Origin of the sequence: Roseibium sp., from assembly GCF_965216085.1 — a bacterium.
In the GTDB taxonomy this organism is placed as follows: Bacteria; Pseudomonadota; Alphaproteobacteria; order Rhizobiales; family Stappiaceae; genus Roseibium.
The window spans coordinates 5,248,093-5,271,481 of record NZ_OZ244138.1 but is presented as its reverse complement, the minus strand read 5'-3'; the positions used below and the strand labels follow the sequence as shown (position 1 = coordinate 5,271,481).

The 23,389-nt window shown below is 54.8% G+C and carries 20 protein-coding genes; 12 read left to right on the top strand and 8 right to left on the bottom strand.

The genetic code is table 11. The features are described 5' to 3' along the window. The first annotated feature begins 1 nt into the window (after position 1). Positions 2 to 838 (top strand): FkbM family methyltransferase, encoded by an 837-nt coding sequence (locus ACOOFE_RS24710; RefSeq protein ID WP_420415634.1) that lies wholly within the window; start codon positions 2 to 4, stop codon positions 836 to 838. Positions 839 to 893: 55 nt separating this feature from the next. Continuing rightward, positions 894 to 1,676, top strand: coding sequence for a succinate dehydrogenase iron-sulfur subunit (locus ACOOFE_RS24705; RefSeq protein ID WP_141183859.1), 783 nt, complete (start codon positions 894 to 896; stop codon positions 1,674 to 1,676). Between the two features lie 309 nt (positions 1,677 to 1,985). On the opposite strand, the gene ACOOFE_RS24700 is transcribed toward ACOOFE_RS24705, so the two are convergent. Further along, positions 1,986 to 2,411 (bottom strand): PACE efflux transporter, encoded by a 426-nt coding sequence (locus ACOOFE_RS24700; protein WP_420412490.1) that lies wholly within the window; start codon positions 2,409 to 2,411, stop codon positions 1,986 to 1,988. A gap of 102 nt (positions 2,412 to 2,513) precedes the next feature. On the opposite strand from ACOOFE_RS24700, the gene ACOOFE_RS24695 reads away from it, so the two are divergent. Together ACOOFE_RS24695 and ACOOFE_RS24690 are read left to right on the top strand one after the other, a co-directional pair. Beyond that, positions 2,514 to 3,011 (top strand): MarR family winged helix-turn-helix transcriptional regulator, encoded by a 498-nt coding sequence (locus ACOOFE_RS24695; protein WP_420412489.1) that lies wholly within the window; start codon positions 2,514 to 2,516, stop codon positions 3,009 to 3,011. 172 nt (positions 3,012 to 3,183) lie between these two features. After that, a complete protein-coding gene (locus ACOOFE_RS24690) occupies positions 3,184 to 4,008 on the top strand; it encodes a sulfurtransferase (protein ID WP_420412488.1) in 825 nt (274 codons plus the stop codon). A gap of 301 nt (positions 4,009 to 4,309) precedes the next feature. Here ACOOFE_RS24690 and ACOOFE_RS24685 read toward each other — a convergent pair whose 3' ends face one another. The 3 genes from ACOOFE_RS24685 to ACOOFE_RS24675 all read right to left on the bottom strand — a co-directional run bounded on the left by ACOOFE_RS24685 (position 4,310) and on the right by ACOOFE_RS24675 (position 5,670). Next, on the bottom strand, positions 4,310 to 4,495 hold the full coding sequence (locus ACOOFE_RS24685) for a hypothetical protein (RefSeq protein ID WP_420412487.1): 186 nt from the start codon (positions 4,493 to 4,495) through the stop codon (positions 4,310 to 4,312). A gap of 258 nt (positions 4,496 to 4,753) precedes the next feature. Beyond that, positions 4,754 to 4,897: a hypothetical protein gene (locus tag ACOOFE_RS24680; protein WP_420412486.1), complete on the bottom strand. Its 144-nt coding sequence runs from the start codon at positions 4,895 to 4,897 to the stop codon at positions 4,754 to 4,756. Positions 4,898 to 4,941: 44 nt separating this feature from the next. Beyond that, entirely contained in the window at positions 4,942 to 5,670 is a 729-nt protein-coding gene (locus ACOOFE_RS24675) for a DUF1028 domain-containing protein (RefSeq protein WP_420412485.1), read from the bottom strand. A gap of 205 nt (positions 5,671 to 5,875) precedes the next feature. Here ACOOFE_RS24675 and ACOOFE_RS24670 point away from each other — a divergent pair, with 205 nt between their 5' ends. The 6 genes from ACOOFE_RS24670 (at position 5,876) to ACOOFE_RS24645 (ending at position 15,374) form a co-directional block, all read left to right on the top strand. After that, complete coding sequence (locus ACOOFE_RS24670) at positions 5,876 to 6,433, top strand: hypothetical protein (RefSeq protein WP_420412484.1); 558 nt, start codon at positions 5,876 to 5,878, stop codon at positions 6,431 to 6,433. Between the two features lie 247 nt (positions 6,434 to 6,680). Next, positions 6,681 to 7,811 carry an efflux RND transporter periplasmic adaptor subunit gene (locus tag ACOOFE_RS24665; RefSeq protein WP_420412483.1) on the top strand — a complete coding sequence of 377 codons (1,131 nt, stop codon included), beginning with the start codon at positions 6,681 to 6,683 and terminating at the stop codon, positions 7,809 to 7,811. A 2-nt stretch (positions 7,812 to 7,813) separates the two neighbouring features. After that, positions 7,814 to 10,945 (top strand): efflux RND transporter permease subunit, encoded by a 3,132-nt coding sequence (locus ACOOFE_RS24660; RefSeq protein ID WP_420412482.1) that lies wholly within the window; start codon positions 7,814 to 7,816, stop codon positions 10,943 to 10,945. Positions 10,946 to 11,081: 136 nt separating this feature from the next. Then, the gene (locus ACOOFE_RS24655) at positions 11,082 to 12,059 is read left to right on the top strand and encodes a DUF808 domain-containing protein (RefSeq protein ID WP_420412481.1); all 978 of its coding nucleotides are present in this window, start codon (positions 11,082 to 11,084) and stop codon (positions 12,057 to 12,059) included. A gap of 79 nt (positions 12,060 to 12,138) precedes the next feature. Continuing rightward, on the top strand, positions 12,139 to 13,893 hold the full coding sequence (locus ACOOFE_RS24650) for a mechanosensitive ion channel family protein (protein ID WP_420412480.1): 1,755 nt from the start codon (positions 12,139 to 12,141) through the stop codon (positions 13,891 to 13,893). Positions 13,894 to 14,060: 167 nt separating this feature from the next. Beyond that, complete coding sequence (locus tag ACOOFE_RS24645; RefSeq protein WP_420412479.1) at positions 14,061 to 15,374, top strand: tetratricopeptide repeat protein; 1,314 nt, start codon at positions 14,061 to 14,063, stop codon at positions 15,372 to 15,374. Between the two features lie 178 nt (positions 15,375 to 15,552). Here ACOOFE_RS24645 and ACOOFE_RS24640 read toward each other — a convergent pair whose 3' ends face one another. The 4 genes from ACOOFE_RS24640 to ACOOFE_RS24625 all read right to left on the bottom strand — a co-directional run bounded on the left by ACOOFE_RS24640 (position 15,553) and on the right by ACOOFE_RS24625 (position 20,582). Continuing rightward, positions 15,553 to 17,037, bottom strand: coding sequence for an APC family permease (locus ACOOFE_RS24640; RefSeq protein WP_420412478.1), 1,485 nt, complete (start codon positions 17,035 to 17,037; stop codon positions 15,553 to 15,555). A 4-nt stretch (positions 17,038 to 17,041) separates the two neighbouring features. Then, on the bottom strand, positions 17,042 to 18,430 hold the full coding sequence (locus tag ACOOFE_RS24635) for a glutamate decarboxylase (RefSeq protein ID WP_141183847.1): 1,389 nt from the start codon (positions 18,428 to 18,430) through the stop codon (positions 17,042 to 17,044). A 176-nt stretch (positions 18,431 to 18,606) separates the two neighbouring features. Beyond that, positions 18,607 to 19,392 (bottom strand): class I SAM-dependent methyltransferase, encoded by a 786-nt coding sequence (locus ACOOFE_RS24630; protein WP_420412477.1) that lies wholly within the window; start codon positions 19,390 to 19,392, stop codon positions 18,607 to 18,609. Further along, positions 19,389 to 20,582 (bottom strand): S-adenosylhomocysteine hydrolase, encoded by a 1,194-nt coding sequence (locus ACOOFE_RS24625; RefSeq protein ID WP_420412476.1) that lies wholly within the window; start codon positions 20,580 to 20,582, stop codon positions 19,389 to 19,391. The genes ACOOFE_RS24630 and ACOOFE_RS24625 overlap by 4 nt, the downstream gene beginning before the upstream one ends. 534 nt (positions 20,583 to 21,116) lie before the next feature. Here ACOOFE_RS24625 and creD point away from each other — a divergent pair. Further along, positions 21,117 to 22,523, top strand: a complete 1,407-nt coding sequence (creD, locus tag ACOOFE_RS24620) for a cell envelope integrity protein CreD (protein WP_420412475.1) — start codon at positions 21,117 to 21,119, stop codon at positions 22,521 to 22,523. Positions 22,524 to 22,744: 221 nt separating this feature from the next. After that, positions 22,745 to 23,389 (top strand): peptide-methionine (S)-S-oxide reductase MsrA, encoded by a 645-nt coding sequence (gene msrA, locus ACOOFE_RS24615; protein ID WP_420412474.1) that lies wholly within the window; start codon positions 22,745 to 22,747, stop codon positions 23,387 to 23,389.

The window sequence follows — 23,389 nt, the reverse complement described above, 5'->3', positions numbered from 1 at the left end:
GATGGCGGCCATCCTGGATACCAGAAGCCCGTTCGGCACCTATCGTGCCGAGCGTCTGGTCCGGGCTGCCTGGCGTCTGGCCGACCGTCACGATCTGTCTAAAAGCCTGCGCCGGCGCATCCGGGCTCTGGTCTCTTGGGTGTTCTCCGGGCCGTATGACCTGGAAGCCGAAGGCCTGAAGTTCCGGATCTACCCCGGTGAGAACTACGATGATCGCAAGATCCTCGCCAAGGGACGGTTGCCGGAGCGGGACGAACACAAGCTGCTCGAACCATATCTGGGCAATGGCAAAGTGTTCGTCGATATCGGGGCCAACATCGGCTCCTATTCGATCTTTGCCGCCCAAAAAGGTGCTGAGGTTTTGGCCGTTGAAGCCAATCCGCACACGGCGGCCAAGTTGAAGTTCAACATCCGGGCGAATGGTCTTGAAAACGTCAAGGTGGTCGAAACGGCAGTGGGCCCGAAAGAGGACACGCTGCCGCTGTGGCTGGAGCCGTCCAACTACGGCTTTGCTACCCTCGTCAAGGATCTGACCACCGGCGAATGGGCGGGCAATTGGTCGCCGACCTTTGTCGATGTCAAACCGCTGACGGCGATCACCGACGACGAAATGCTGACCCGGATCGATGTTCTGAAAGTGGATGTCGAAGGGTTCGAGGACCGGGTGCTTTTGCCCTTCCTCCGGCACGCGGAGCGCTCCTTGTGGCCCCGCGTGATCCTGCTTGAAACAAATTGCCGGCCCTATTGGACCGAGGATTGCCTGTCTGAATTGGCAAACCGGGCCTACAAGGTCACCGGCCAGACGAATGATAACATGGTCTTTGAACTCACGGCGTGAGGCTTAGACTTTTTGGCCCGGACGCGAACTTGGGCCCAACGCGGAGCATTGAGAAATGGTTCAGCTGACGCTTCCCCGGAACTCTCAGGTGACGGAAGGCAAGGTGTGGGACAAGCCGGAGGGCGCAACCAACCTCACCGAATACCGGATTTACCGCTGGAATCCGGATGACGGCCGCAACCCGCGTGTCGACACGTATTTTGTCGACAAGGACGATTGCGGCCCGATGGTGCTGGACGGTCTTATCTACATCAAGAACAAGATCGACCCGACACTGACCTTCCGCCGCTCCTGCCGCGAAGGCATCTGCGGTTCCTGCGCCATGAACATTGATGGCACCAACACGCTCGCCTGTACAAAAGGTACGGATGAGGTCGCTGGTGATGTGGTCAAGATCTATCCGCTGCCGCATATGCCAGTGGTTAAAGACCTCGTGCCGGACATGACCCGTTTTTATGCCCAGCACCGCTCCATTGAGCCGTGGCTTAAAACCGTGTCACCGGCCCCGGAAAAGGAATGGCGCCAGTCCCATGAAGACCGCCAGAAACTAGACGGCCTCTACGAGTGCATTCTGTGTGCCTGCTGCTCCACTTCCTGCCCGAGCTACTGGTGGAACGGCGACCGTTACCTCGGCCCGGCCATCTTGCTTCAGGCTTACCGCTGGCTGATCGACAGCCGGGACGAGGCAACTGGCGAGCGTCTGGACGATCTGGAAGATCCGTTCCGCCTCTACCGCTGCCACACCATCATGAATTGCTCGCAAGCCTGTCCGAAAGGCCTTAACCCGGCCAAGGCAATCGCCGAGATCAAGAAAATGCTGGTCGAACGCCGGGTGTGATTTTTACGAGGCTTTTGCCTTGGAAATCTAAAGAACAAAAAACCGCTCCGGGGAAACTCGGGGCGGTTTTTTGTTTGTGCTCAGCCGTCACCGGATATCGGTCAGGGAAGGGCAAGGATCCTCCGAAAGGCGCAGTTTCAAACCACTTCCGTCATCCCCGCCACTGTGCGGGGATCTACTCGTTTCCAGAGAGCTGGTTTCTACCTCGATCACCGGCCATTCTTTTTGTAATGATACCCTGGGATCCTGCGCCTTGAATTGGTTTACCGAACCATGGCGTGGATAAGTTTTCTTTCTGCCAGGAGCGCTTCAGGCGGCCTCGGTCGCTGGAACCGGGAACACCAAATCGTAGACCCAGTTGTAGACGAAAGCGTAAACCAGAAAGAACACTGCAAAGCCGATATCAAGCAGCAAGGCCTGAACGAAATCCAGCTGCAACCACCACATGATCGCGATGATGCCGATCGCCAGCAGGCACGTCTCAAACAGGATCGCGTGGACAACACGCAAGGGGACGGTTCTTGGCTTGGTGCCACGGTTGGCCACATACCATTTGTCGAACAGCCAGTTGTAAACAAAGTTCCAGCCCATGGCGATCAACGACATGATCAGCCCGAGAACACCAATCTCTGAAATGGAATGACCGGTAATCCAGCTTCCGAACACTGCGACGATTGAAAGGGCGATCCCCTCAAACAGCACGGAGTGCCGAACCCGATCCCAGAAACTTCTCATAACACACCTAACTATCCAAAAAGCTTTCCAGATAGATATATTCAAACTATCTTTCTAGCAAGGTATAATTTAGAAAACGGGTAGGCATTTTACGAGGATCTCATGACGAAAGCCTATCCCTTGGACAAAGCCCTTGAGCAGATGCGCCAGAACTGGCCGGAAGCTGTTTCTGTTGAAACCGAGCTGTTTCTCAGCATGAGCCGGTTCAGCGAAGTCCTCGACCAGAGTTGCACCAAAGAATTGGAAGCTTACGGCCTGACCAATGGCGCCTTTGAGGTCCTGGTTGCTCTGCGCGGCTGTCCTGAGCCGAGGGAAATGTCTCCGAGCGATCTGTATCGTGCTCTGCTGATGACATCCGGCGGCATGACCAAAATTCTCAAACAATTGGAAACAGATGGCCTTGTGACCCGGATAGATCACGACACAGACAAACGCAGCAAGATCGTGCGATTGACTGAGGCCGGCACATCGATTGTCGAAAGAGCCATGGAAAGTGTCATGGCCGGTGATCGCCGTGTTATCTACCAGAACCTTACCAAAGAGGAAGTCCAATCCCTCCGCGACACGCTTCTCAATGTGGTGGTGAAGCTCGGGGTGTAGTTATTTCAGTTTCTTCCTGTTCACCGGTTCGATACAGGAGCCCAGTTGGGCGAGTACGGCATCAGCTTATACCAAGTGTGAGGGGCAGGTGCGGGATCGTACAAAAGTGTCAAAAGCTATGTCATAGTTTGCCGGCTCGTTCTTTTAGCTAGTTTTTATGGAGCCAATTGCGATGACATCTCTGGTCGATACAGATTGGATTGCGGAAAACATCAATAATTCAAAGGTTCGCCTTATTGAGATCGATTGGGATGGTCTAACCGATTACGAGGCGGGTCATATTCCCGGGGCGATCGGCTGGAACTGGAAAGCGGCACTTTGGGACCCGTTTGTGCGCGAGTTTCCGACAAAAGAAGAGTTTGCGGCCCGCTTGGGAGCAGCGGGAATTTCACCAGACACAATTGTGGTGTTTTATGGGGCACCGGTTCAGTTTGGCACCTACGCGTGGTGGGTGTTCAAACTGTTCGGCCACAAGGATGTCCGCATCCTGGATGGCGGCAAGGTGAAATGGCAACGCGATGGGCGGTCCTTGGTTGGAGACGTTCCTGTCGTGGCATCAACTGACTACAACACGGCTCTTATGGCGCAAAACATACGGGCGGGTAGAGACCAGGTCTTGGACGCTATTGACCGGCCAGATACCGTCATTCTTGATCACAGATCTTCCGAAGAATACTCCGGGCAACGGGTTGGCCTACCCGGCAAGCCCGATGTTGGAGCGGAACGTTATGGCCGGATTCCTGGTGCCAAACATGTGCCGTTCGACAGCCTGTTGAATGAGGATACAACGTTCAAAAACAAGGCTGAGCTTCTAAAAATCATTGGCCAATATGTAGATCGGCCGAGTGCTCCGGTCATATCCTATTGCCGCCTGGCCCACCGGGCCACGCTTGCAAGTTTTGCCATGACGGAACTTTTGGAATTTGAAAACGTGCGGGTCTATGACGGGTCATGGACCGAATGGGGGAGCATGGTTGGCATGCCAATTGAGCGCTAGAGCCTGTCGCACCTAATTGGATCCATTTGATGCTGAAAAACGGCTTCTTCGGCTAGGCGCGATCGCGATACGCGATCTGGTTGATCGTGTGAGCGGCGCAACGCTGCCGATGGATCGTTTTTCAGCACCCTTCTATATGAAAAGACAGGAGAAATAGGGCAGGAAACCTTTGCTCACTCGCGTCGTTGTTTTGCGCTTATGGTGATCACACCATCGCACGCAAACCGCCTAGCCAGAGAGCAAATGTGCCCCGGTCAAATGGAACCAATTATGTGCGACAGGCTCTAGCTTGCAGACCGCATCACAGATGGATGCCGTATTCGGGAATCGGATCAAGTTCGATTTCGGCCAGAAGGGAACCTTCGACGATCGCTTGTATGGAGATGTTTTCGCCCATGATCGGGTAGAATTTTGATCCGGCCTCCAGGCCAGTGCTTTCGCTGAAGTCCGCGTCCGTGGTTGCGAAGTCTGATCCGGTCGTGAGCATGGTCCCTGTCCCCAAATGTTCTTTTTGGCTCCAAGTGGAGCGCTTAAAAGCCACCATAGGGAAGAGGTGCAAAAACGGCGCTAAGGCTTTTCAGCAAATTGTTTCCGGTTTTCGGGCATTTTGTTAACGTTTCAAAGATGGGCCGCAAACCGCAGCGTTGTGTCTGGCTGAAGCACAGTCATTGTTCAAAGACTGCGATTGCGGAGCTTGCGCGCATAGCTGTCGAGTTTGCGCACCATTCCGTTCATCGTGTGAGCGCTATCGCGCTGATGTCTCCAAAGTCTCCTTTAAAAACTTGAGAACCTCTTGCTGGACGTCGGCAAATTCCAGCAGGGCGTGGTTGGAGCCTAACCGGTCATCGCTATCGACGATTGAGCGGTTGCCGGTGATCAGATGCCGCATTGTGTCAACTATCCTGTTGCTTGGAGGCCTTTTGAGACCAAGAGCTATTCGGTTTTTTCTTGGCGGAAACAGTCGTATTTTTCCCGCAGCAGTTTGACAGCACTCTCGCCGCCGCGAATGAGCTGGGACGCAGAAAACTCTAACGACGGCTGCCCGGGCGGATCGTCCTTTTCATAGACGACGAGATACGCTGAAAGCGCCGTTTGGTCTCCACACCGGCGGTCGCCGCCCTTCTCGGCGCCAGCTTCCAAGGCTTTCAGCAATCTGTCTGCAAAAGTATTTTCAGGATCATTTTCGGCGGCTTCAAATGCCTCAAGCCCGGCCGTCAATACATCCAGGCCAGTGAGAATATTGCCTTGGACGGAGACATGTGTTCCCTGGAGGTCGCCCGTATAAGCAGCCGTCCGCCGTCCAGTGAACCCGGCTGTTCTACCGCCTGCAACTAGGGATGCGATGCCATGTTGTTGGCGATTGTAATTCGGGTCAAACTCCGGGTGGGTGATTGCGGCAATGATGGCGCTCGGCGGCATGTCCTCCTGGAGCAGTTTTTCACCAAGACGCCGGGCTGTCTTGTTCGACTGCGCTTGGGTGACGATCACACCTTTTCCGGGCACGACGCCGATGATTGCCGCCGCCCAGGGTGTGCAGGTGGCCGCAGCACCGCCTGCTTCGCCAGTTACCGGATCCACCGCCACGACAGACCACGTTGCCGACGCTGTGCCGGACCAGCTGATCATCGCAAGAACAACAACACCGAAACAACACCGCCGCATGAACCCCACCCTTCTGTTGCACGTATAGAGTGTAGTTCGGAATCAGTTTTCGTGCATTCTCAAATAAGGCCATTGATCAACGGCCTCGAACCACGCACCGCACTCCAATAGAAAAGGCACTCAGCCGCTCTTGTTCACGCATCCGTCAATGTCAGTTGATGAAGGTCCGCGACATAGTGAGACCCACAAACGTAAGGGGGCGGCAATGGTTCGGGTGATTACAATCTTTTCAGTGCTGTTTCTTAGCATCGTGCCTGCGGCCGCGACGGTGATAAATGGCGAAGTACTCCGCCAGAATGGCAATGGCGAGTTTAAACTGCTCGATACATCCAAGCCTTTTTCGGTTGGCCATGACAATTTCAACACGGATCATCTTTATGCATTTGACGAGGATCAGAATATTCTCTTGAGCGAACCGCTCAGGGTCGACATCGGCGGTGATCGGGGCATCATTCCGCAAGGCAAAGTCGTTGCAAGCCACTACGTCTTTTTCGACAGTTTGGCGGGTATTCACGAAGGGTATGTCGATTTTGATGCACCGATCCTCGGGATCGCAGCGCTGCCCGCGACACTGGACGCTACAGACTTTCTCGCCAACACTTCTGTGAATTACATCAGCACAGACCTCCGGGGGCTGGAGCCAGGAGATTATGTCTGGGTTGATCCGAAAGACCCCTTCCGCCTTTGGGTCTTTTGGGCAGGCTCTTCACCCGGGGATTACATCCGCGTCTTCACAGAAAGGTCGCCCGGAGCAATGATGTAACCGCCGTGGAGAAGTCCGGTTTCGGACGCACGGCAGATGTAAGTCAACAGAGCTGCCGTCCCGCGTCGCTTCTTGTTTTCTAATACAAAAATATCCCGCCTGTAGAACACACCGGAATCGCTTCAGTTATCGATTGCTGCAACCAAAACAAGATGGACGTTGCGGAAATTCGCTTGACGATACCCTGTTTGAGTTTCGTAGTATCGAGATTGTCTCAATGCGAAATTGACGGACTGGGTGGCTGATCATGTCTTTCTTGAAAGAAAACGGGAAACGGCTCAGCGCCGTTCTTGCCCTTGGTGGCGCGGCTTTTGTTACCGGTTGTCAGGATGACAGCGGTGCGCCGGAGGTGGCTGAAATAGTGCGCCCTGTCCGGACAATGTTGGTGTCAGATGCCAGTGACCTTCACGGCCGGTACTTCATAGGGACAGCGCGGGCGGCTCGGGAAGTTTCTTTGGCGTTTCCGGTTTCTGGAACACTGACCACTATTTCTGTCGCAGTTGGCGATCAGGTGGAAAAGGATCAGGTTGTCGCCACTCTCGATCCGGCTCCCTACCAGGCAGAAGTGGATCGCTTGTCTGCGGATCTGGAAAGCGCGATCGCAACTTATGAAAACGCCAGAGAACAGACCGAACGACAGCGGCAGCTCTTTGAAAAGGGCCATGTCTCCCAATCCTTGTTAGACCGGGCCACAGCAACCGAACGCTCGACCAAAGCGTCGATTGCTTCCGTGCAAGGGGCATTAGACAAGGCCATGCTGAACCTGTCCTACACCGAGCTTGGTGCTCCTTTTGACGGGATGGTGGTTGCCAAATATGTCGAGGATTTCGAGGAAATCCGGGCACAAACCCAGGTGCTTCGTGTGCTGGACAGCGAGCACATCGAAATGGTGATCGACATCCCGGAGCGCTACATTGGGCTGACGAAATACGTTTCGGATGTCAAAGTGACCTTCGATGCGGTCGGTAATGACGAAATCCCGGCCAAAGTCACTGAAATCGGGACTGAAGCGTCGGCGACAACGCGCACGTTCCCGGTCACATTGTTGATGGATCAACCCAAAAACGTTCAGGTTCTTCCAGGCATGACTGGGCGCGCCAAGGGTCAGGTTGCGGAAGAATATATGCCCTTCAGCAACATCGTGGTTCCGCCAGCGGCTGTGTTTACGCCGGAAGGAAAAACTGAACCACATGTCTGGATTGTTGATTCAGGGTCAAATGTTGTCACCGCAAGGGCGGTTGAAGTCGGAGCGCCGCGAACTCAAGGCCTGGCCATCAACGAGGGTCTTGAACCAGGTGAGATCATAGTCACTGCCGGAGCGAATTCGCTGCGCGAGGGCCAAAAAGTTGCCCTGATGAACGACAACGGTGGCAACTGATCATGGCTCGTTTTGCAGTAGAAAACGCCAAGTTCGTCTGGTTTGCCGTCGTCATGCTGGTGTTGGGTGGGATCGGCGCTTACACCCAGCTCGGCCAGTTGGAAGATCCTGAATTCACGATCAAAACCGCTGTAATCGCAACGCCATATCCCGGTGCCAGTGCGGAAGAAGTGGAGCAAGAAGTTACCGAACGGATTGAACTCAAGCTTCAGGAAATTAAGGAAATCAAATACATCGAGAGCACAAGCCGGCCTGGAATTTCGAGCATCAAGGTCGAGATCCAGCCCAGGTTTTGGTCCGATGAACTGCCTCAAATCTGGGATACGCTCCGCCGCAAGATCCGCGATGTGGAGAGCTCCTTGCCGCCGGGTGCCGGCCGGCCAGCGGTCAATGATGACTTTGGAGATGTCTTTGGCTTATTGATGGCCGTGACATCTGACGGGTTTTCCTATCGGGACTTGAAAGACTACTCCGATTTCCTGCAGCGGGAATTGTCTCTCGTTGATGGAGTTGGCAGGGTTGATCTTTGGGGAGACCGTGACAGGGTTCTCTATTTTGATGTGCGCGAGGAAAATCTCGTCGAACTTGGAATTTCTGAAGTCACCCTGGAACAAACCATCCAGAACCAGAATGCGGTGGTCGATTCCGGTTCGGTCAACATCAATGAGTACCGGATGCGGATCGCGCCGACCGGAGCGTTTCTCTCACCGCGCGACATTGAAGATCTGGTCATCCGGCCGACGGCAACAGATGCAGCCCAGGCTGGTCGCAGCGATCGGCAGAATTCCATCAGGCTTGGTCAGATCGGCACGATCCGTGAAGGGTATGCGGAACCGCCGCAAGCGCTCATGCGTTACGATGGCAAACAAGCAATTGGCCTGGCGATCTCCTTCCAGCCGGGTGTGAATGTGGTCAAGGTTGGCCAAACCGTTGATGCCCGAATTGCCGAACTGATACCGCGGCTGCCAATTGGTATTGAGGTCGACAAGGTTCATTGGCAGTCGGATGACGTGGATCTCGCCGTCAAGAGTTTTCTAATCAGCTTGGCTCAGGCCGTCGTGATTGTTCTGGTGGTTCTGACGCTGACCATGGGCTTGCGCATGGGGATCATTATCGGCACCGGTCTTTTGCTAACGATCCTTGCCACTTTCATCGTTCTGGCGATGCTTGAAATCGACCTGCAGCGCATGTCACTTGGGGCGCTCATCATCGCGCTTGGCATGATGGTGGACAATTCGATTGTGGTTGCCGATGGCGCGACCGTGCGCATGGCGCAAGGGATGAACCGGAAACAAGCCGCGATCGAGTCGGCCAGCCGGCCATCCATTTCGCTGCTTGGGGCGACCATCATCGCTGTCATGGCATTTTACCCCATCTTTGCCTCGCTTGAGAGTGCCGGTGAGTATTGCCGGACGCTGTTTTCTGTTGTCGGCATCGCTTTGATTGCCAGCTGGGTCATCTCCATGACCGTGACGCCGCTGCAATGTGTTGCCATGCTTCCCGAGCCGAAAGAAGGCGCTGGGGGAGCTGCGTTCGATACAGGACTTTTTGCCGTCTACCGGCGGGTTCTCCGGATGGCGATCCGCGCGCGGTATCTGACGATCGGTGTTGCCGTTGCAGCACTGGTTGCAGCAGGCATTTCGTTTGGCTCCGTACAGCAGCTCTTCTTCCCAACCTCGGCCATGACGAAATTCATGGTCGATTATTATGCCCCGGAAGGCACCCGGATCGAGGCGGTTTCGGCCGCCGTTGGCAACATTGAAGCGAAACTGGAAACCGATGAGCGGATCACCGGGATCGCCAGCTTCATTGGAGCCGGGCCGCCGCGCTTTTATCTGCCGGTTGATCCGGAGCCAACCAATCCGGCCTATGCACAGTTGATCGTCAATGTGGAGGATTATCGCGAAATCCCGGATATCGCCAAAGCTTTGCAAGTCTGGATGCGGGAAAACCATCCGGAAGCAAAAGCCTTTGTGCGCCAGTTCGGTGTGGGACCAAGTTATTCGTGGCCGTTCGAAGTTCGGTTTATCGGCCCGGCGGATGCAAATCCGACCGAATTGCGGGCGATCGGCGATCGGGCGGTTGCAATCCTCGACAATCATCCCTGGACGAAGGTCGCCTACACCGATTGGCGGGAAAAGGTCTGGAAAGCCGTACCGGAATATGATCAGGACCGTGCCCGCTGGACCGGCATCGTGCCCGAGGACCTCGCCCGTACCACCAAGCGGGCCTATGACGGCCGCCAGATCGGTTTGTACCGCGAAGGCGACGAGCTCATCCCGATCATGTTGAGGCATATCGAAGAAGACACGGCAGCTGTCGATAACTTCGAGTTTCTGCAGATCCAATCGCAGATCTCAACCAAGCCCGTGCCTTTGGCGCAAGTGGTCAGTGGTGTCGAAACAAGAAGCGAAAATCCCATGGTCAACCGGCGGGATCGCCGGCGCACCTTGATGGTTCAGGCCAATCAGATCGATGCTGTTACATTCGCCACTTACCGGGCCGCAGTGCTGGCCGATTTCGAAGCTTTGGCGGACGACCTGCCGCCAGGCTATGTAATGGAATGGGGCGGTGAACACGAAGGCACGGTGGATGCTCAAGCATCGCTCATTCCAGGGATGTTGCCAGCTGTGGCAGTCATGGCGCTGATCGTGGTTGCGCTCTTTAATGCTTACCGGGTGCCGCTGGTTATCTTTCTGGTGATCCCCTTTGCGATCATCGGGATCACACCCAGCTTGTTGTTCACCGGGACGCCCTTCGGGTTTGTGGCATTGCTCGGCGCGATGAGTCTCTCCGGCATGATGATCAAGAACTCCATCGTTTTGATTGATGAGATCAATGACAATCTGGGGCGGGGGCAACCTGCTTATGATGCGGTTTTGAATGCGGGTGCCTCGCGCTTACGGCCGGTGGCCTTGGCAGCGGCAACAACCGTGCTGGGCGTCATTCCTCTGTTGCCGGATGTGTTCTGGATCGGATTGGCGATCACCCTCATGGGCGGGCTGACGGTTGGCACCATTCTCACCATGGTCATGGTGCCGGTCTTTTATGCAACGCTTCATGGGATCAAGGTGCCGGGCGGCGATGACAACCGGGAGGCCTCTCCACCGCTGGAAGACGCTTCAACTGCATAAAGATGTAAGGGTCAGTTTTTGCTGCTGCCGGATGCTTTGACTTGGCGGGGCTTTTCAGTCTCATCACTGCATTGGGTCTGCCACAAAAAAGCAGTAAGGTCTGCGCCCTGAGATTAACAGTGATTCTGGAGCGGCCATGAGCGGTCTTCTTGCCCTACTTGATGATGTGGCAGCCATTGCCAAAGTGGCGGCAGCCTCCGTCGATGACGTTGTGGCCCAAGCTGCAAAGGCGGGCTCCAAGGCCGCCGGTGCGGTGATCGACGATGCAGCGGTGACCCCGAAATACGTTGCCGGATTTTCTCCTGCCCGCGAATTGCCCATTGTCTGGCGGATAGCCAAGGGATCGCTCAAAAACAAGCTGATCTTCCTGCTGCCTGTCGGCCTTTTGCTCAACACCTTTTTACCGGGCATCATCACACCGCTTCTGATGCTTGGGGGCGCTTATCTTTGTTTTGAGGGCGCAGAAAAGGTGGTGCACATCTACTCGCCGCACCATATCGACGCTGACCAGCCAAAGGATATGGTTCAGGATCCGACCCATTTGGAGGAACAAAAGGTTTCCGGGGCGATCAAGACCGACTTCATCCTATCGGCGGAAATCATGACCATTGCGCTGGCCGAAATTCCGGACAGCAATATCTGGATGGAAGCCTCCACCCTGGCCGTCGTTGCCATCGGCATCACAGTGATGGTTTATGGCTCGGTGGCGCTGATCGTTAAGGCCGACGACATTGGTCTGCATCTGTCGCGTGAAGGCAGCTTTGGTATCACCCGCGCATTTGGCCGGGGCATCGTCAAGGCAATGCCGGGCGTCATGAAAATCCTGATGACCGTCGGCACGGCTGCCATGCTTTGGGTTGGCGGTTCAATCGTCATTCATGGGATGAAAGAATTGGGCCTGAAAGGGCTTTACACCACCATCCACGACATCGCCCACGGCTTTGCCCACACCATCGGCACTGCCGAAGGGTTTCTGGCCTGGTTCGCCACGGCGTCGATGGATGGTGTCTTTGGACTGATCCTGGGCCTCATTCTGATCCCGATCGTTGCCAAGGTGATTGAGCCGATCTGGCATATGATCAAAGGTAAAGGGCAAGAAGCCAAGGGGCATTGAGGGGGCATTGTAGTTGATGGTTATTGGGGGCAAAATGTTCCTCCAAATAAGTGAATATTGAACCATCCAGGACTTGCCCTTGAGTGCACTTCGGCTTTCTAAGACTTTTCTGGTAGGTCTTTATATTTGGTTGGCTCTAGCCATCGCGCCGCCGCCTGTCTTGGCTCAGGACGAAAGCGACGTGGTGAGATCTGCACAGACCACAAGTCCGCGCGCGACGCTGTTTTCTTTTATCAGCACATTGAACCGGGCCTATCGGATTGGGCAGAGCGACAATCCCGAACGGTCGGTTGTCTTGGTCAATGCGGCGGTCAGGCATTTGGACTTGTCAGAAATGTCCAAGCGCTCACAAGACTACCTAGCCCCGGAAGCTGCGCTTTATCTGAAAGAGGTTCTTGACCGCATGAACCTCCCCGATCGCAACGCGGTTCCAGGCCGGGAATTGGCCACGGGTCAATCAAGTGACACCGGAATCCTGCAAGGCGGTGAGACCGAGGCTGGCAATCCGATCACGATCTGGCAAATTCCAGGAACGAATATCCGCATACATCGGATATCGGAAGGGGCGCGGGAAGGGGAGTACCTGTTTACTCCGGAAACGGTCACCCGCGCCGAACACTGGTACAACCGCACAAAACATTTGCCGTATTCAGAAAATGCCACTCCGGGTATTTTCGATGCCTATGCTTTGACGCCGGGGCGCGGAATTCATGTGGCCCGCAGTGAGCGGATGCCAGAATGGATGCAGTTTCAGTTTTTCGGGCAAACCATTTGGCAATGGGTCGCGGCGATCGGAACGTTTCTTCTCTTCGGCGCGACAGTCAGGATCTTCATAACGGCGGGTTTCCGTCTGGATGACCGGCTGGAAGAGAAAACGGAGCGGCCGTGGCGGCCCGGGTTATTGCTTGCGCTGGGCCTATCAATCGCCGTCGCCAGTTACGCCGAAGTCCTGATTGAGGATTATTTCAATCTCACCGGGACAGCACTCCTTTGGACTGCCGGATTGTTTTCGCTCATCAGTCATGTTTTTCAAGCCTGGTTCGGTTTTGTCATTGTGTCCCAGCTGGCAGAGGTGATTGCTCTGCGTATCGGGGCAGATGCCAAATCCGCAAGAACGCAGCTGATCCGGTTGATCGGATATTTTGTCGGCGCCTTCATCGTCATCTTCGTTGCAGTCAAACTGGCCGAAGAGTTTGGCCTTCCTGCCCTTTCAATTGTGACGGGTCTTGGTGTTGGAGGCCTGGCGGTTTCCCTCGCAGCCAGGGAAACGCTTTCGGATATTCTCGGCTCTTTTGTTGTTCTGATTGAGCGGCCCTATCAGATTGGCGATTACATTGAGATCGGATCTGATGCCGGAACAGTCGAGGAAATCGGTATCCGGAGCACCAAAATTCGGACCTTATCCGAGTTGGTTGTGTCCATCCCAAATTCCAAACTTTCCGGTGGCCGTATCGTCAACTACGGCTATCGGCGGTATCGGCTGAGCAACAACACGCTGCGGATCAGTGACCTGACATCACCGGCAAAGGTGTCGGAATTTGTCGCGCGGACCAGAGAAATCTTGACCGGCAATCCTCAAGTTAGGCAGGAAGGCTGGCATGTTTACTTACAAAAGCTCGGCCCAGGGTATCTGGAGATTTTCCTCTATTACTATTTGAGCGTAACCGGCTGGGCGGACTTCTTGGAAGGGCAGGAAAAGGTTCTCATGGACATCATGACCCTTGCGGAAGAGCTGGGTGTTGAAATCGCCCCGACGCAAACGCTCGAAACGCGTCCGGCGGGATCCTTGGAGACGGTCAACTCACCTTTGGTGGCGCCTTCTCAAGTCCAGTAAGGCCGAACCTCAAGTCAAATGATAGCCGTTTGTTCCTACCCACAAAAGCTCCTCATGAAGGATGATCGGCCGATAGTGAGCGGTCGGCGCTCACTAGCCGAAACAGAAAAACTGCCCTAGGGTCAGATGGGTATGGATCGTCCTGATCACCCTGAGGGAGCTTGGGCATGGATATTGACGACCGTCTGGCCGCGGGTATCAAGGCGCATCAGTCCGGAGATGGCGAGACAGCGCTGGAAGCTTACAAAGCTGTGCTGGCAGAGAACCCGGAGCATCCGGATGGGTTGCATTACCTCGGGTTGCTGATCTTCAACAAAGACGATCCGGATAATGCGATCGCCTTGATCGAACATGCGCTTGAGCTCAATCCGATGAATGCCGCCGCGCACAACAATCTCGCCAATATTTTCAAGCTGCTCGGACGGCGCGAGGACGCCTTGAAAGGGTATATCCGGGCGGTTGATGCCGATGCCGGCCATGAAGAAGCCTGGCGCAACTTGTCAATGCTTGCAGGCGATTCGGCGAATGCGGGTGATGTTCTGTCCGTGCTGGGTGCGATCACTGAAAAATTTCCGAAACACCCGGAAGCCTGGTGCAGTTACGGACAGGCACTCCGGCGGGCCGAGCGCCCCCAAGAGGCGGTCGAGGCATTGGAAACCGCGCTGGAATTGGGAATTGAGCCTTCTGGTGTCGCGGTCCGTTGTGCTCGTTTTCTGGCTCAACTCGGCCAGGAAGACAGAGCAATTGCTCAATTGGAACGGCTGGTCGAAAAATACCCGGAAGATGCCGACGCGCAGTTTTATTTGGCGGCGGCCAAAGGGGAGCAACCGTCACAAGCTCCAGAAGATTACGTCAAAGCCCATTTCGACAGTTTTGCGCCGACGTTCGATGAGGTTTTGACCGCACTCAACTACGAAACACCGCGGTTGATTGCTGATAAGGTCAAGGCGTTGGCCGCAAAAACGGGACATCCATTTGAAGATGTTGTCGATCTTGGCTGTGGCAGCGGTTTGTGCGGGCCCTTGATCAGGGAGGTTAGTGGAAAGCTGTCCGGGATCGATTTGTCAGCCGGCATGCTCAAGAAGGCGGCCAGCCGCAATGTCTATGATTTTCTGATTGAAGGTGAGCTTGTCGCCTTTTTGAACGCCGATTTGCCGACCCAGTTCGACATCTGCGTTTGTGCCGACACGCTTGTTTATCTCGGCGATCTAAAACCCTTTTTTGAAGGCATCGAAAAAGCGCTGAAACCGTGCGGGGTGCTTCTGGCAAGTGTTGAAACGTTGGATCAGCCGGACGGGACGTATCACCTGCATGATGCCGGCCGCTACAGCCATGCGCCCTTATACCTGCGGAAGACTGCCGAAGCTGCTGGACTGAATTACGGGCCTGAAGAGAGCGTTATGCTGCGCAAAGAGCTCGGCAAGGACGTCATGGGATTGATCTTTCAGGTTCAAAAACCGGCTAATCTCGGCGTTAGCTGAGTCCGTTCGTCAGTTCAAGCTCACCAGCGAGTGTCTCGAACTCACCCAGAAGACTGATCAAATGCCCCCCGACCGCTGCTGGTATCGGGCGTTTCAGGAGAGCGCCGCACAATAGAATGCGGCGCTAAGACACTTTGTTTCCGGCTAGAGAGCTTTTGGTTGCTCTCTGGCCAACAGCTCAATCTCTGTTTTCTTCTATTTTAACCCAGCCCGGCTTTTTCAGCGCGTGGATCAAGATTGGCAGGCCGATAAAGACAACAAATCCGGCGGCAACCACGCCAACATAAGTTGCTGGACTGCCGACCGGCAGCTGGCTGGGAGGGAAGAAGGACGTGACGAACGCAAAGGCCACACCGCCAAATCCAAGACCAGAAATTGCCAGCATGCCGGGTAACCCGCCCGGGACCTGGTAGCTGCGCTCAGCATCTGGCCGTGTGATGCGCAGCCGCACGGCAGCGGCATACATCATCATGTACATAACCAGGTATAGCGTGATGGTCATGGCCGAGAGCAGGAAGAAGGCAACCGAAACGTTTTTCAAGACGAAATAGAGCAACGCCAGCAAAGTGACGATGGTGCCCTGAATGAGCAGGATCATGACTTGCACACCGTTTTTGTTGGTTCGCGCCAGGATCGGAGGCAGCTCGCCGTCTTTCGCGGTTCTCAAAAGACCGCGGCTAGGGCCGGTGATCCAGGACATGACGCCTGCAAGTGCACCAAGAGCGATCAGCAGTGCCAGAACCGGCACCAGCCAGCCAAGGCCATAATCCGTCAAGGCAATGTCGAAAGCTTGCATTGGGCCTTGATCAAGGGCGATTTTGTCCGCCGGTACGATTGATGCCAGTGCCAGTGATCCAAGCAGGAAAAGGGCCACAATGATCAGCACCGACAGGAGAATGGCTTTTGGAAAATCACGGGAAGGGTTTTTCAGTTCATTGGCGTGGACGGCATGAACTTCCACTCCGGCAAAAAGCAGAACAATGCCGCCCAAAAAGGCCAGAGAAGAAAGCCCCGTGATGTGAGGAAAAAACCGCAAATGCGATGCGCTTGTTGTTGATCCGTCAGCTCCAGTCAGGAATGCCATTGTATGGCCGTCAGCAATCCAGGCAGCTCCAAGAGCTATGATTAACAAGCCCGGAACAACTGTTCCCAGAAGGAAGCCGGCCGAAGTAAAGCGGGCTGCGGCACTGGTGCCGGTCAGCGCAATTGCAGTGGCAAACCAGTAAGCTGCGATTATCACTGTTCCGGTGTAAATGCCATTGTCAGCGAGTGACGGCCTTCCAATGACATACGCCAATGAAGCGGCTGCGAACGCAAGGACCGTCGGATACCAGACAACATTCTGGATCCACTGCAGCCAGATGGCAACGAAGCCAGCCCTCGCCCCAAAAGGTGCCTTGACCCAGTCATAGATACCGCCTGTGGAATGGGCGAACATACCACCAAGCTCGGCCGCCACGAGAGCAGCTGGGATCAGGAAGATGAAGGCTGCAAAACCGATGTAAAACAACAAAGTCGTGCCCTCTACCGCCATGAGGGGCAAACCGCGCAGGCTGACCACAGCAGCGACCGTCATCATCGCGAGCCCGAGTACTGAGATTTGGCCAGCTGCGGCTGACTTTTGAGGTTTACGCTCTGTGGCTACAGAAGAGGCGTCAGTCATCGGCTTACTTCCCGTGATGGAAGGAAGCCTTGGCTTCCGAGTTGGTCATTGGATTGCGGTCGAGGAAGGCGATTGTCCGCTTTATGTCCTCAACCAGGAGGGCCATCAGATCCCGGCCCATGCCATGGCGGACCATGACCCGCTGGACGATGGTATCATGCCGGTTCGACGGCAATGGATAGGATGCAATCTGCCAGCCGCGCATGCGAAGGCGCTCCGACACATCATAAAGTGTATAGCTCCGATCAGAGCTGTTTTTTAATGTGTAACAGACTGCAGGAAGACCGCCGTCCCCGTCGTAAAGCATGTTGAAATGGCCGGTCTTCTCCAACTCGCGGCCAAGGTACTGGGCGGTTTCGGCGCAGGCTCCTTGCACATTTGTGTAACCCTCCCGGCCAAGGCGGAGGAACTGGTAATACTGCGCTACGATTTCGCCAGCTGGGCGCGAAAAGTTAAGCGCAAAGGTTGGCACTTCACCGCCGAGGTAATCGACGTTGAAGATCAGTTCTTCCGGCAAATCTTCCGGCTCGCGCCAAATCGCCCAGCCCACCCCAAGCGGCGAAAGCCCGTATTTATGACCAGATGCGTTGATGGACTTCACCCGCGGCAACCGGAAATCCCAAACAACATCCGGATGAAGGAAGGGGGCAATGAACCCACCAGAAGCGGCGTCGACATGAATGGGGATATCCAGCCCGCGCTCGGCTTGGATCTTGTCGAGGGCCTTAGAAATCTCTTCGACCGGTTCGTAGACGCAGGTGAAGGTCACACCGAGTGTTGGCACCACCCCAATGGTGTTTTCGTCGACAGCTTCGGAGAGCTGAGCAGGCGTCATACCAAGTTCGCCTTCAAGGATCGGCAGCTCGCGCAATTCAACATCAAAATAGCGGGCGAATTTATGCCAGCAGATCTGTACAGGGCCGCAGATGAGATTGGGTTTGTCCGTCGGTTTACCGGCTGCCTCCTGGCGTTTGCGCCATTTCCATTTGAGTGCCAACCCGCCGAGCATGGCCGCCTCGGAGGAGCCGGTTGTTGAACATCCGAGCGTTGATTGGGCTTCTGGAGCGTTCCAAAGGTCGGCGAGAATATGAACGCAGCGGTGTTCAATCTCCGCGGTTTGCGGATATTCATCCTGGTCGATCATGTTCTTATCGACACAGTCTTGCATCAACTGCTGCGCCTGGGGAGAGACAAAGGTGGTGCAGAAGGTGGCAAGGTTTTGCCGGGAGTTGCCGTCAAGCAGCAACTCGTCGTGGATCAGATTGTATACGGTGTCTGGAAGGGATGCTCTGTCCGGCATCTTGAACTTCGGCAAGGATTGTTCGGCCAAATCGCGAGAATAGATGTCGAAGACCTCATCGCGGCGGCTTGAATTCGATTTATGCAATGACATTGAAGAGCTCCCTGTGACCACAGGTTTTTGCTGAAAGACAGCGACACCTTAGGAAGCGGATTCGGGGAGCGCAATTGAGAAGGCGATGAAACTTGAAAACCTGTGTTTCAGGTCACTTTTTAATAATAACGCCCCGGCTTCCAAAAAGTGCCGGAGCGTCTAGTCATTTAGAGGATTTATGTCTTGGCTCGACACACCAGCAGTGTGCTGTTGCACCAGCCACGCAGTCCTGGCAGACGGCCGAGAGCCCGGGTGAGGCCGATTTCAGCTGGTTTCAGAGGGCCCCATTCAAAGGTTTTCGACCTCAGGTGATGGAACAGTTTGCCGTGCCGGTTGTGCTCTTTGTACCAGGGGCTGAACATCGGCGTGTAGGGCAGGACGCTCAAATAACCAATACCGTGCACTTCTTCGATGTGGGCTGCCCGGTCAACGATGTCCATCCATTCCTTCAAGGTAAAACGGACTTGGTGTTCAGGATAGTGCAGATGGTCAAACTTCAACCGGTCCAACCGGTAAAGTTGCGGCACGACAGCCAGAACCAGCCCACCCGGCTTCACCACTTCGCAGCACTGGCGCATGGTGGATTCTATGTCATTGGCCTTTCCGGGCAGATGTTCCAGAACATCGAGCAGGGTAATGACGTCCGGACGCCAAGGCAGATCCTCACGGTGCTCGCTCAGCTTCGTAGCATCAAGCACGATATCCGGCTGGAAAGCAGCTTCATAGTCGGCGCCGCAATATTCAAAATTGAGGCCGGTTGCAGCCAGGTATTCTTTTGAAATCGATGTGGAACAGCCGATATCGAGGATTTTTGGAACGTCAGTGCGCCCTTTTGCCCAGGACCGGATTTTCCGGGAAACGACGTCGAATTTGACGGTGCCGTATAGGTTCTGCTTGGAGTTGGACAGTTTCTTCACGAGGTACTGTGAGTGAACCGTCAACTCGTTGGTCACGTCTGTCATAGTTGGTCCCTTTGCTCAATCCACAGCTGCGTACAAAGCGCCTCGCTGGCAGGCGCAATCCGATGAATGCCCGGTTCGAAGGGGTAGAGCGTGATGTCAGACATCAGCACGATCAGTTCGCCGAGGATAAGTTCCACGATCTCATCGGCGACACTGCCCGATCCGGGAATAAAATTGGCGGGATAGCCATCGTTCACCAGGCAAATCTGGCGGTCTCCGTGACCATCGTCTTTAGGAAAATGAAAAGCTTTGATCGACGGGTGGACGTCTGCGCTCGGCATCGTTTCCAGATAGTCGACGTCGATCTCGATTCTCCTTGAGCTGGCGCTGGCGACAATGCAGCCGTCGCGCAGTTGGCGCAGCACTGGTTCGGTGATCGACAGGCGGCCGGTCGCTCCGACCACCAGGTCGCATTTGTCGAGATCTTTTGGTGATAAAACAGCGTGCAGACCGGAGAGGCGGGCTTCCGCAATCTTCAGCGGATCGGTATCGATCACCATCGGAATAACGTCGAGCCGCCGGAAAGCCTGGGCAACACCGGAACCGATCCAGCCCGCGCCAAACACAGCCGCATGCCGGCCGGCCAGGGAGTTGCCGAGGTCGCGTGACAGGCCATCCAGGCAGCGCACGATGGTCTCGCCGCACCGCTTGGCTTCCAGCCGTTTCAGCTCGCTGTCGGCGCAATGCAGAACAGGCACCTGCAGATCCAGCTGCTGGGCGCGCCACACGCCTTGTTTGGTGATTTCAACGACACCTTCGACAAGATCGAGCTGGTCGGCGAAACGTTCATGCAGAAGCTCAACCACGTAGCCACCGACTTCCTGAATGACCAGTTTCTGGCCGGAAGACCGGCACAGCAGAAAACTCTTCTGAATGGCTGCGGCCAGCGTGTCTTTGAATTCGTCTTCGCTCTTCGGACAATGAACAATGGTGCCGTAGCGGGACTGCCACTTGATGCGAATCGCGTCACTTCCCGATGAATATGGAATACCGACGATGGAGTCGAAATCCATGATGCCAGAAAGGGCATCGATCATGCGCATAGTGTCGTCAAACAAATGCGCCACAAGCATGAAGCGATGCGCTTCGGCCTTGAACAGATCCAACCGCTCGACCAGAGCCGGAAGATAATTGGCGCGGCGCACAAAATCAGCATTGGCTCGAAGAGCCATGGTGTTCAACGGGGTCATCCACACAGTGTCCTTCTATTTACGAAATATTAAGAACCAGCCACCCGAGTGATGACAAGTCACGGTTGTCGAAAAACTCGGTATAAACCCATTTCACAGTTAACGGCCGTTTGGCGTGCTGCGGCGAAAACAGTTTGAGTTGCAGGTTAGGTTGTTGAGATCAAAAGTTGAATCGAGTTGAGTTTCAGCCAGCGCCAAGGATTCTTCCGTATTTTGTTCACAACAGATTCCGTCAGGTTTTCACGTTGATTGGAGGCCTTTTGAGTAAAAGACACTGGAATTATATTAAGAATCTATATAATTATCACAAGGTTAAATTTACCGCTTATTGTCGAATTTGGCGAACCAGAGATCGAATATTTCCATTGCTAGAAGTAACGTTAATGCAGCCGCTGCCTGCCTAAATTGACAAGTCTGCGGGCAAACAAACACCACAGTTTCACCTCGGAAAATCCTTCAAGGCTTCGAATTATCCTCTGATTGTATCGTTTTGATGATGCTTGTGGGCGCCCTATAGGCAGAGGATTGCGCAACATGACAAACCCTTCGGCAGGTTCGCCAAGGCCGCGAAACGGCTCATCGGAAACAGAATTATCGCCAAGATTGCCGGCTGTTCTGAAATCACCGGCTGTGAAATGTGTTTTGATTGGGCTTTTGACCATCGTTCTTCTCATACCAAGTACGCTTGTCTGGATACTGGTAGAAGAGCGATCTGACCGCGCCCGCGATGTGGCCACAGATATCGCCCGCTCCTGGGGAGGAACGCAGACCGTCAATGGCCCTTACTTGGTCATCCCGTTCACCGAGACCGTGCACGTCGGAGAGGGCGAAAAACGTAAAAAAGAGGTTCGGCATCGGACCGCGGTTTTGTTCCCGGAGCGCCTTGAGGTGACCGGAGACGTCGATGTGGAAGAGCGCCGGAAATCCATCTACAAATTGCCAGTCTATCAAGGGAAATTTGCTCTCACCGGCCGGTTTACGGCACCACCGCCCGGTATGTTTGAACCCGTACATGGAGGAACCATAGCCATTGCCGCCGGTAAGGCGGCTGTTGTGTTGGGCATATCGGATGTTCGGGCCTTACGCAGTGAAGTAGCTCTCAGTGTCAGTAAATCGGCCACTGTCCAATTTGAACCGGGGCTTGGACCGCTTGCCAAACACGGCGGTTCCGGCATCAATGCTGCTATCTTGCCTGCGGTCTGGCAGAAGGGTTTTTCTTTTGACATGACCCTGCAACTGAATGGCTCCAGGTCCATCTATGTGGCGCCAGCCGGGCAAACTACATTAGTTAAGCTGCAGTCGGATTGGCCGCACCCCGGCTTTACCGGCGCTTTCCTTCCGGAAAACCGGGAAATCACCGAAACGGGTTTCAAAGCGGCCTGGACGATCCCCTATCTGGCGCGCGGAATTCCTAAAATGCTGGAAACCAGCACGCTGCCGCTGTCTGACAAATTGATGGGAGTTAAATTCGTCGAACCAGTGAATTTCTACCAAACAATTTCCAGATCGCTGAAATACGCCATCGGCTTTATCAGCCTGACGTTTTTGGCGGTCTTTGTTTTGGAGATGCGGTCGACCTGGCAATTTCATTGGATTCAGTATGGGCTGGTCGGCATTGCCCTGATCATCTTTTATCTGATGCTGTTGGCCCTTTCGGAACATATCGGATACGGGCCGGCCTATTTAGTAGCGGCCTCTGCAGCAACGGTTCTGAATACGGTCTACGTCGGCACGTCTTTAAAAAGCCGGAGTGCCGGTGTGATTATGGCCTTAGTGCTTGGCGGGGTATTCGGAGCGCTCTATGCCCTTATGCGCGAACAGGACTATGCGCTCTTGATCGGCGCCATAATCGCCTTCGCGGCGCTTGCCGTTACGATGTTCGCAACACAAAGGATCGACTGGTCCGGGGCGAGGCCGCTTCAGCCCTCAACCAGCAGCTAGAAAGCTTAAAGCAAAGGATTGTTCGTGCAGGAAGGATGGGCCTTAGGCCAAGTTCATACCTGCACGCGCACTAGATGGGACTTGCCTGCAAGGGGGCTGAAACCCTTGGCTTGATGAAGCGGTCACATCGGCCTCACACGCTTGTGCGGGAATGCCATCGGAGTTGAGTTGCCTTCATCAACAGATGCGTTAGCTCTGGTGGCAACTGATGGAGGATTTCTATGAAACGCTTAGTCCCGTTTGCACTTGCGGCCCTTATAAGCGGAGCTGCATCAACAGCCCCCGCCCTTGCCGAAACAGCCGTCTTTGCCGGTGGGTGTTTCTGGTGTGTGGAATCGGATCTTGAAAAGCTGCCTGGTGTTCGCGACGTCGTATCCGGATATGGCGGCGGAACGTCTGAAAACCCCACCTACAAGACCTATGAGCGCGGCGGCCATCGAGAAGTCGTGAAGGTCGATTTTGATGAAAGCAAAATAAGCTACGGTGAATTGCTTGGGATTTTCCTGCGCACGGTTGATGTGACCGACAGCGGGGGCCAGTTCTGCGACCGCGGTTTTGGCTATTCGACCGCCATTCATCCCCTAACGGATGCACAAGCAAAAGCAGCCAAACAGGAAATTGCCAAAGCCGAGAAAGTGCTGGGCCAAAAGGTGGTCACACCGATTGAGGGCGCTGCTGTTTTCTGGCCGGCAGAAGAGTATCACCAGGCTTATTATAAGAGCCAGAAACGAACGCTGACCCGTTTTGGCTATGTCACACGAGCCGATGCCTACAAGGGGTATCGCAAAGCCTGTGGCCGGGATGCCCGTGTCAAAGCCGTTTGGGGCAAAGAAGCCTTCAAAGGTCTGCCGAAAGCTGGGTCTTAA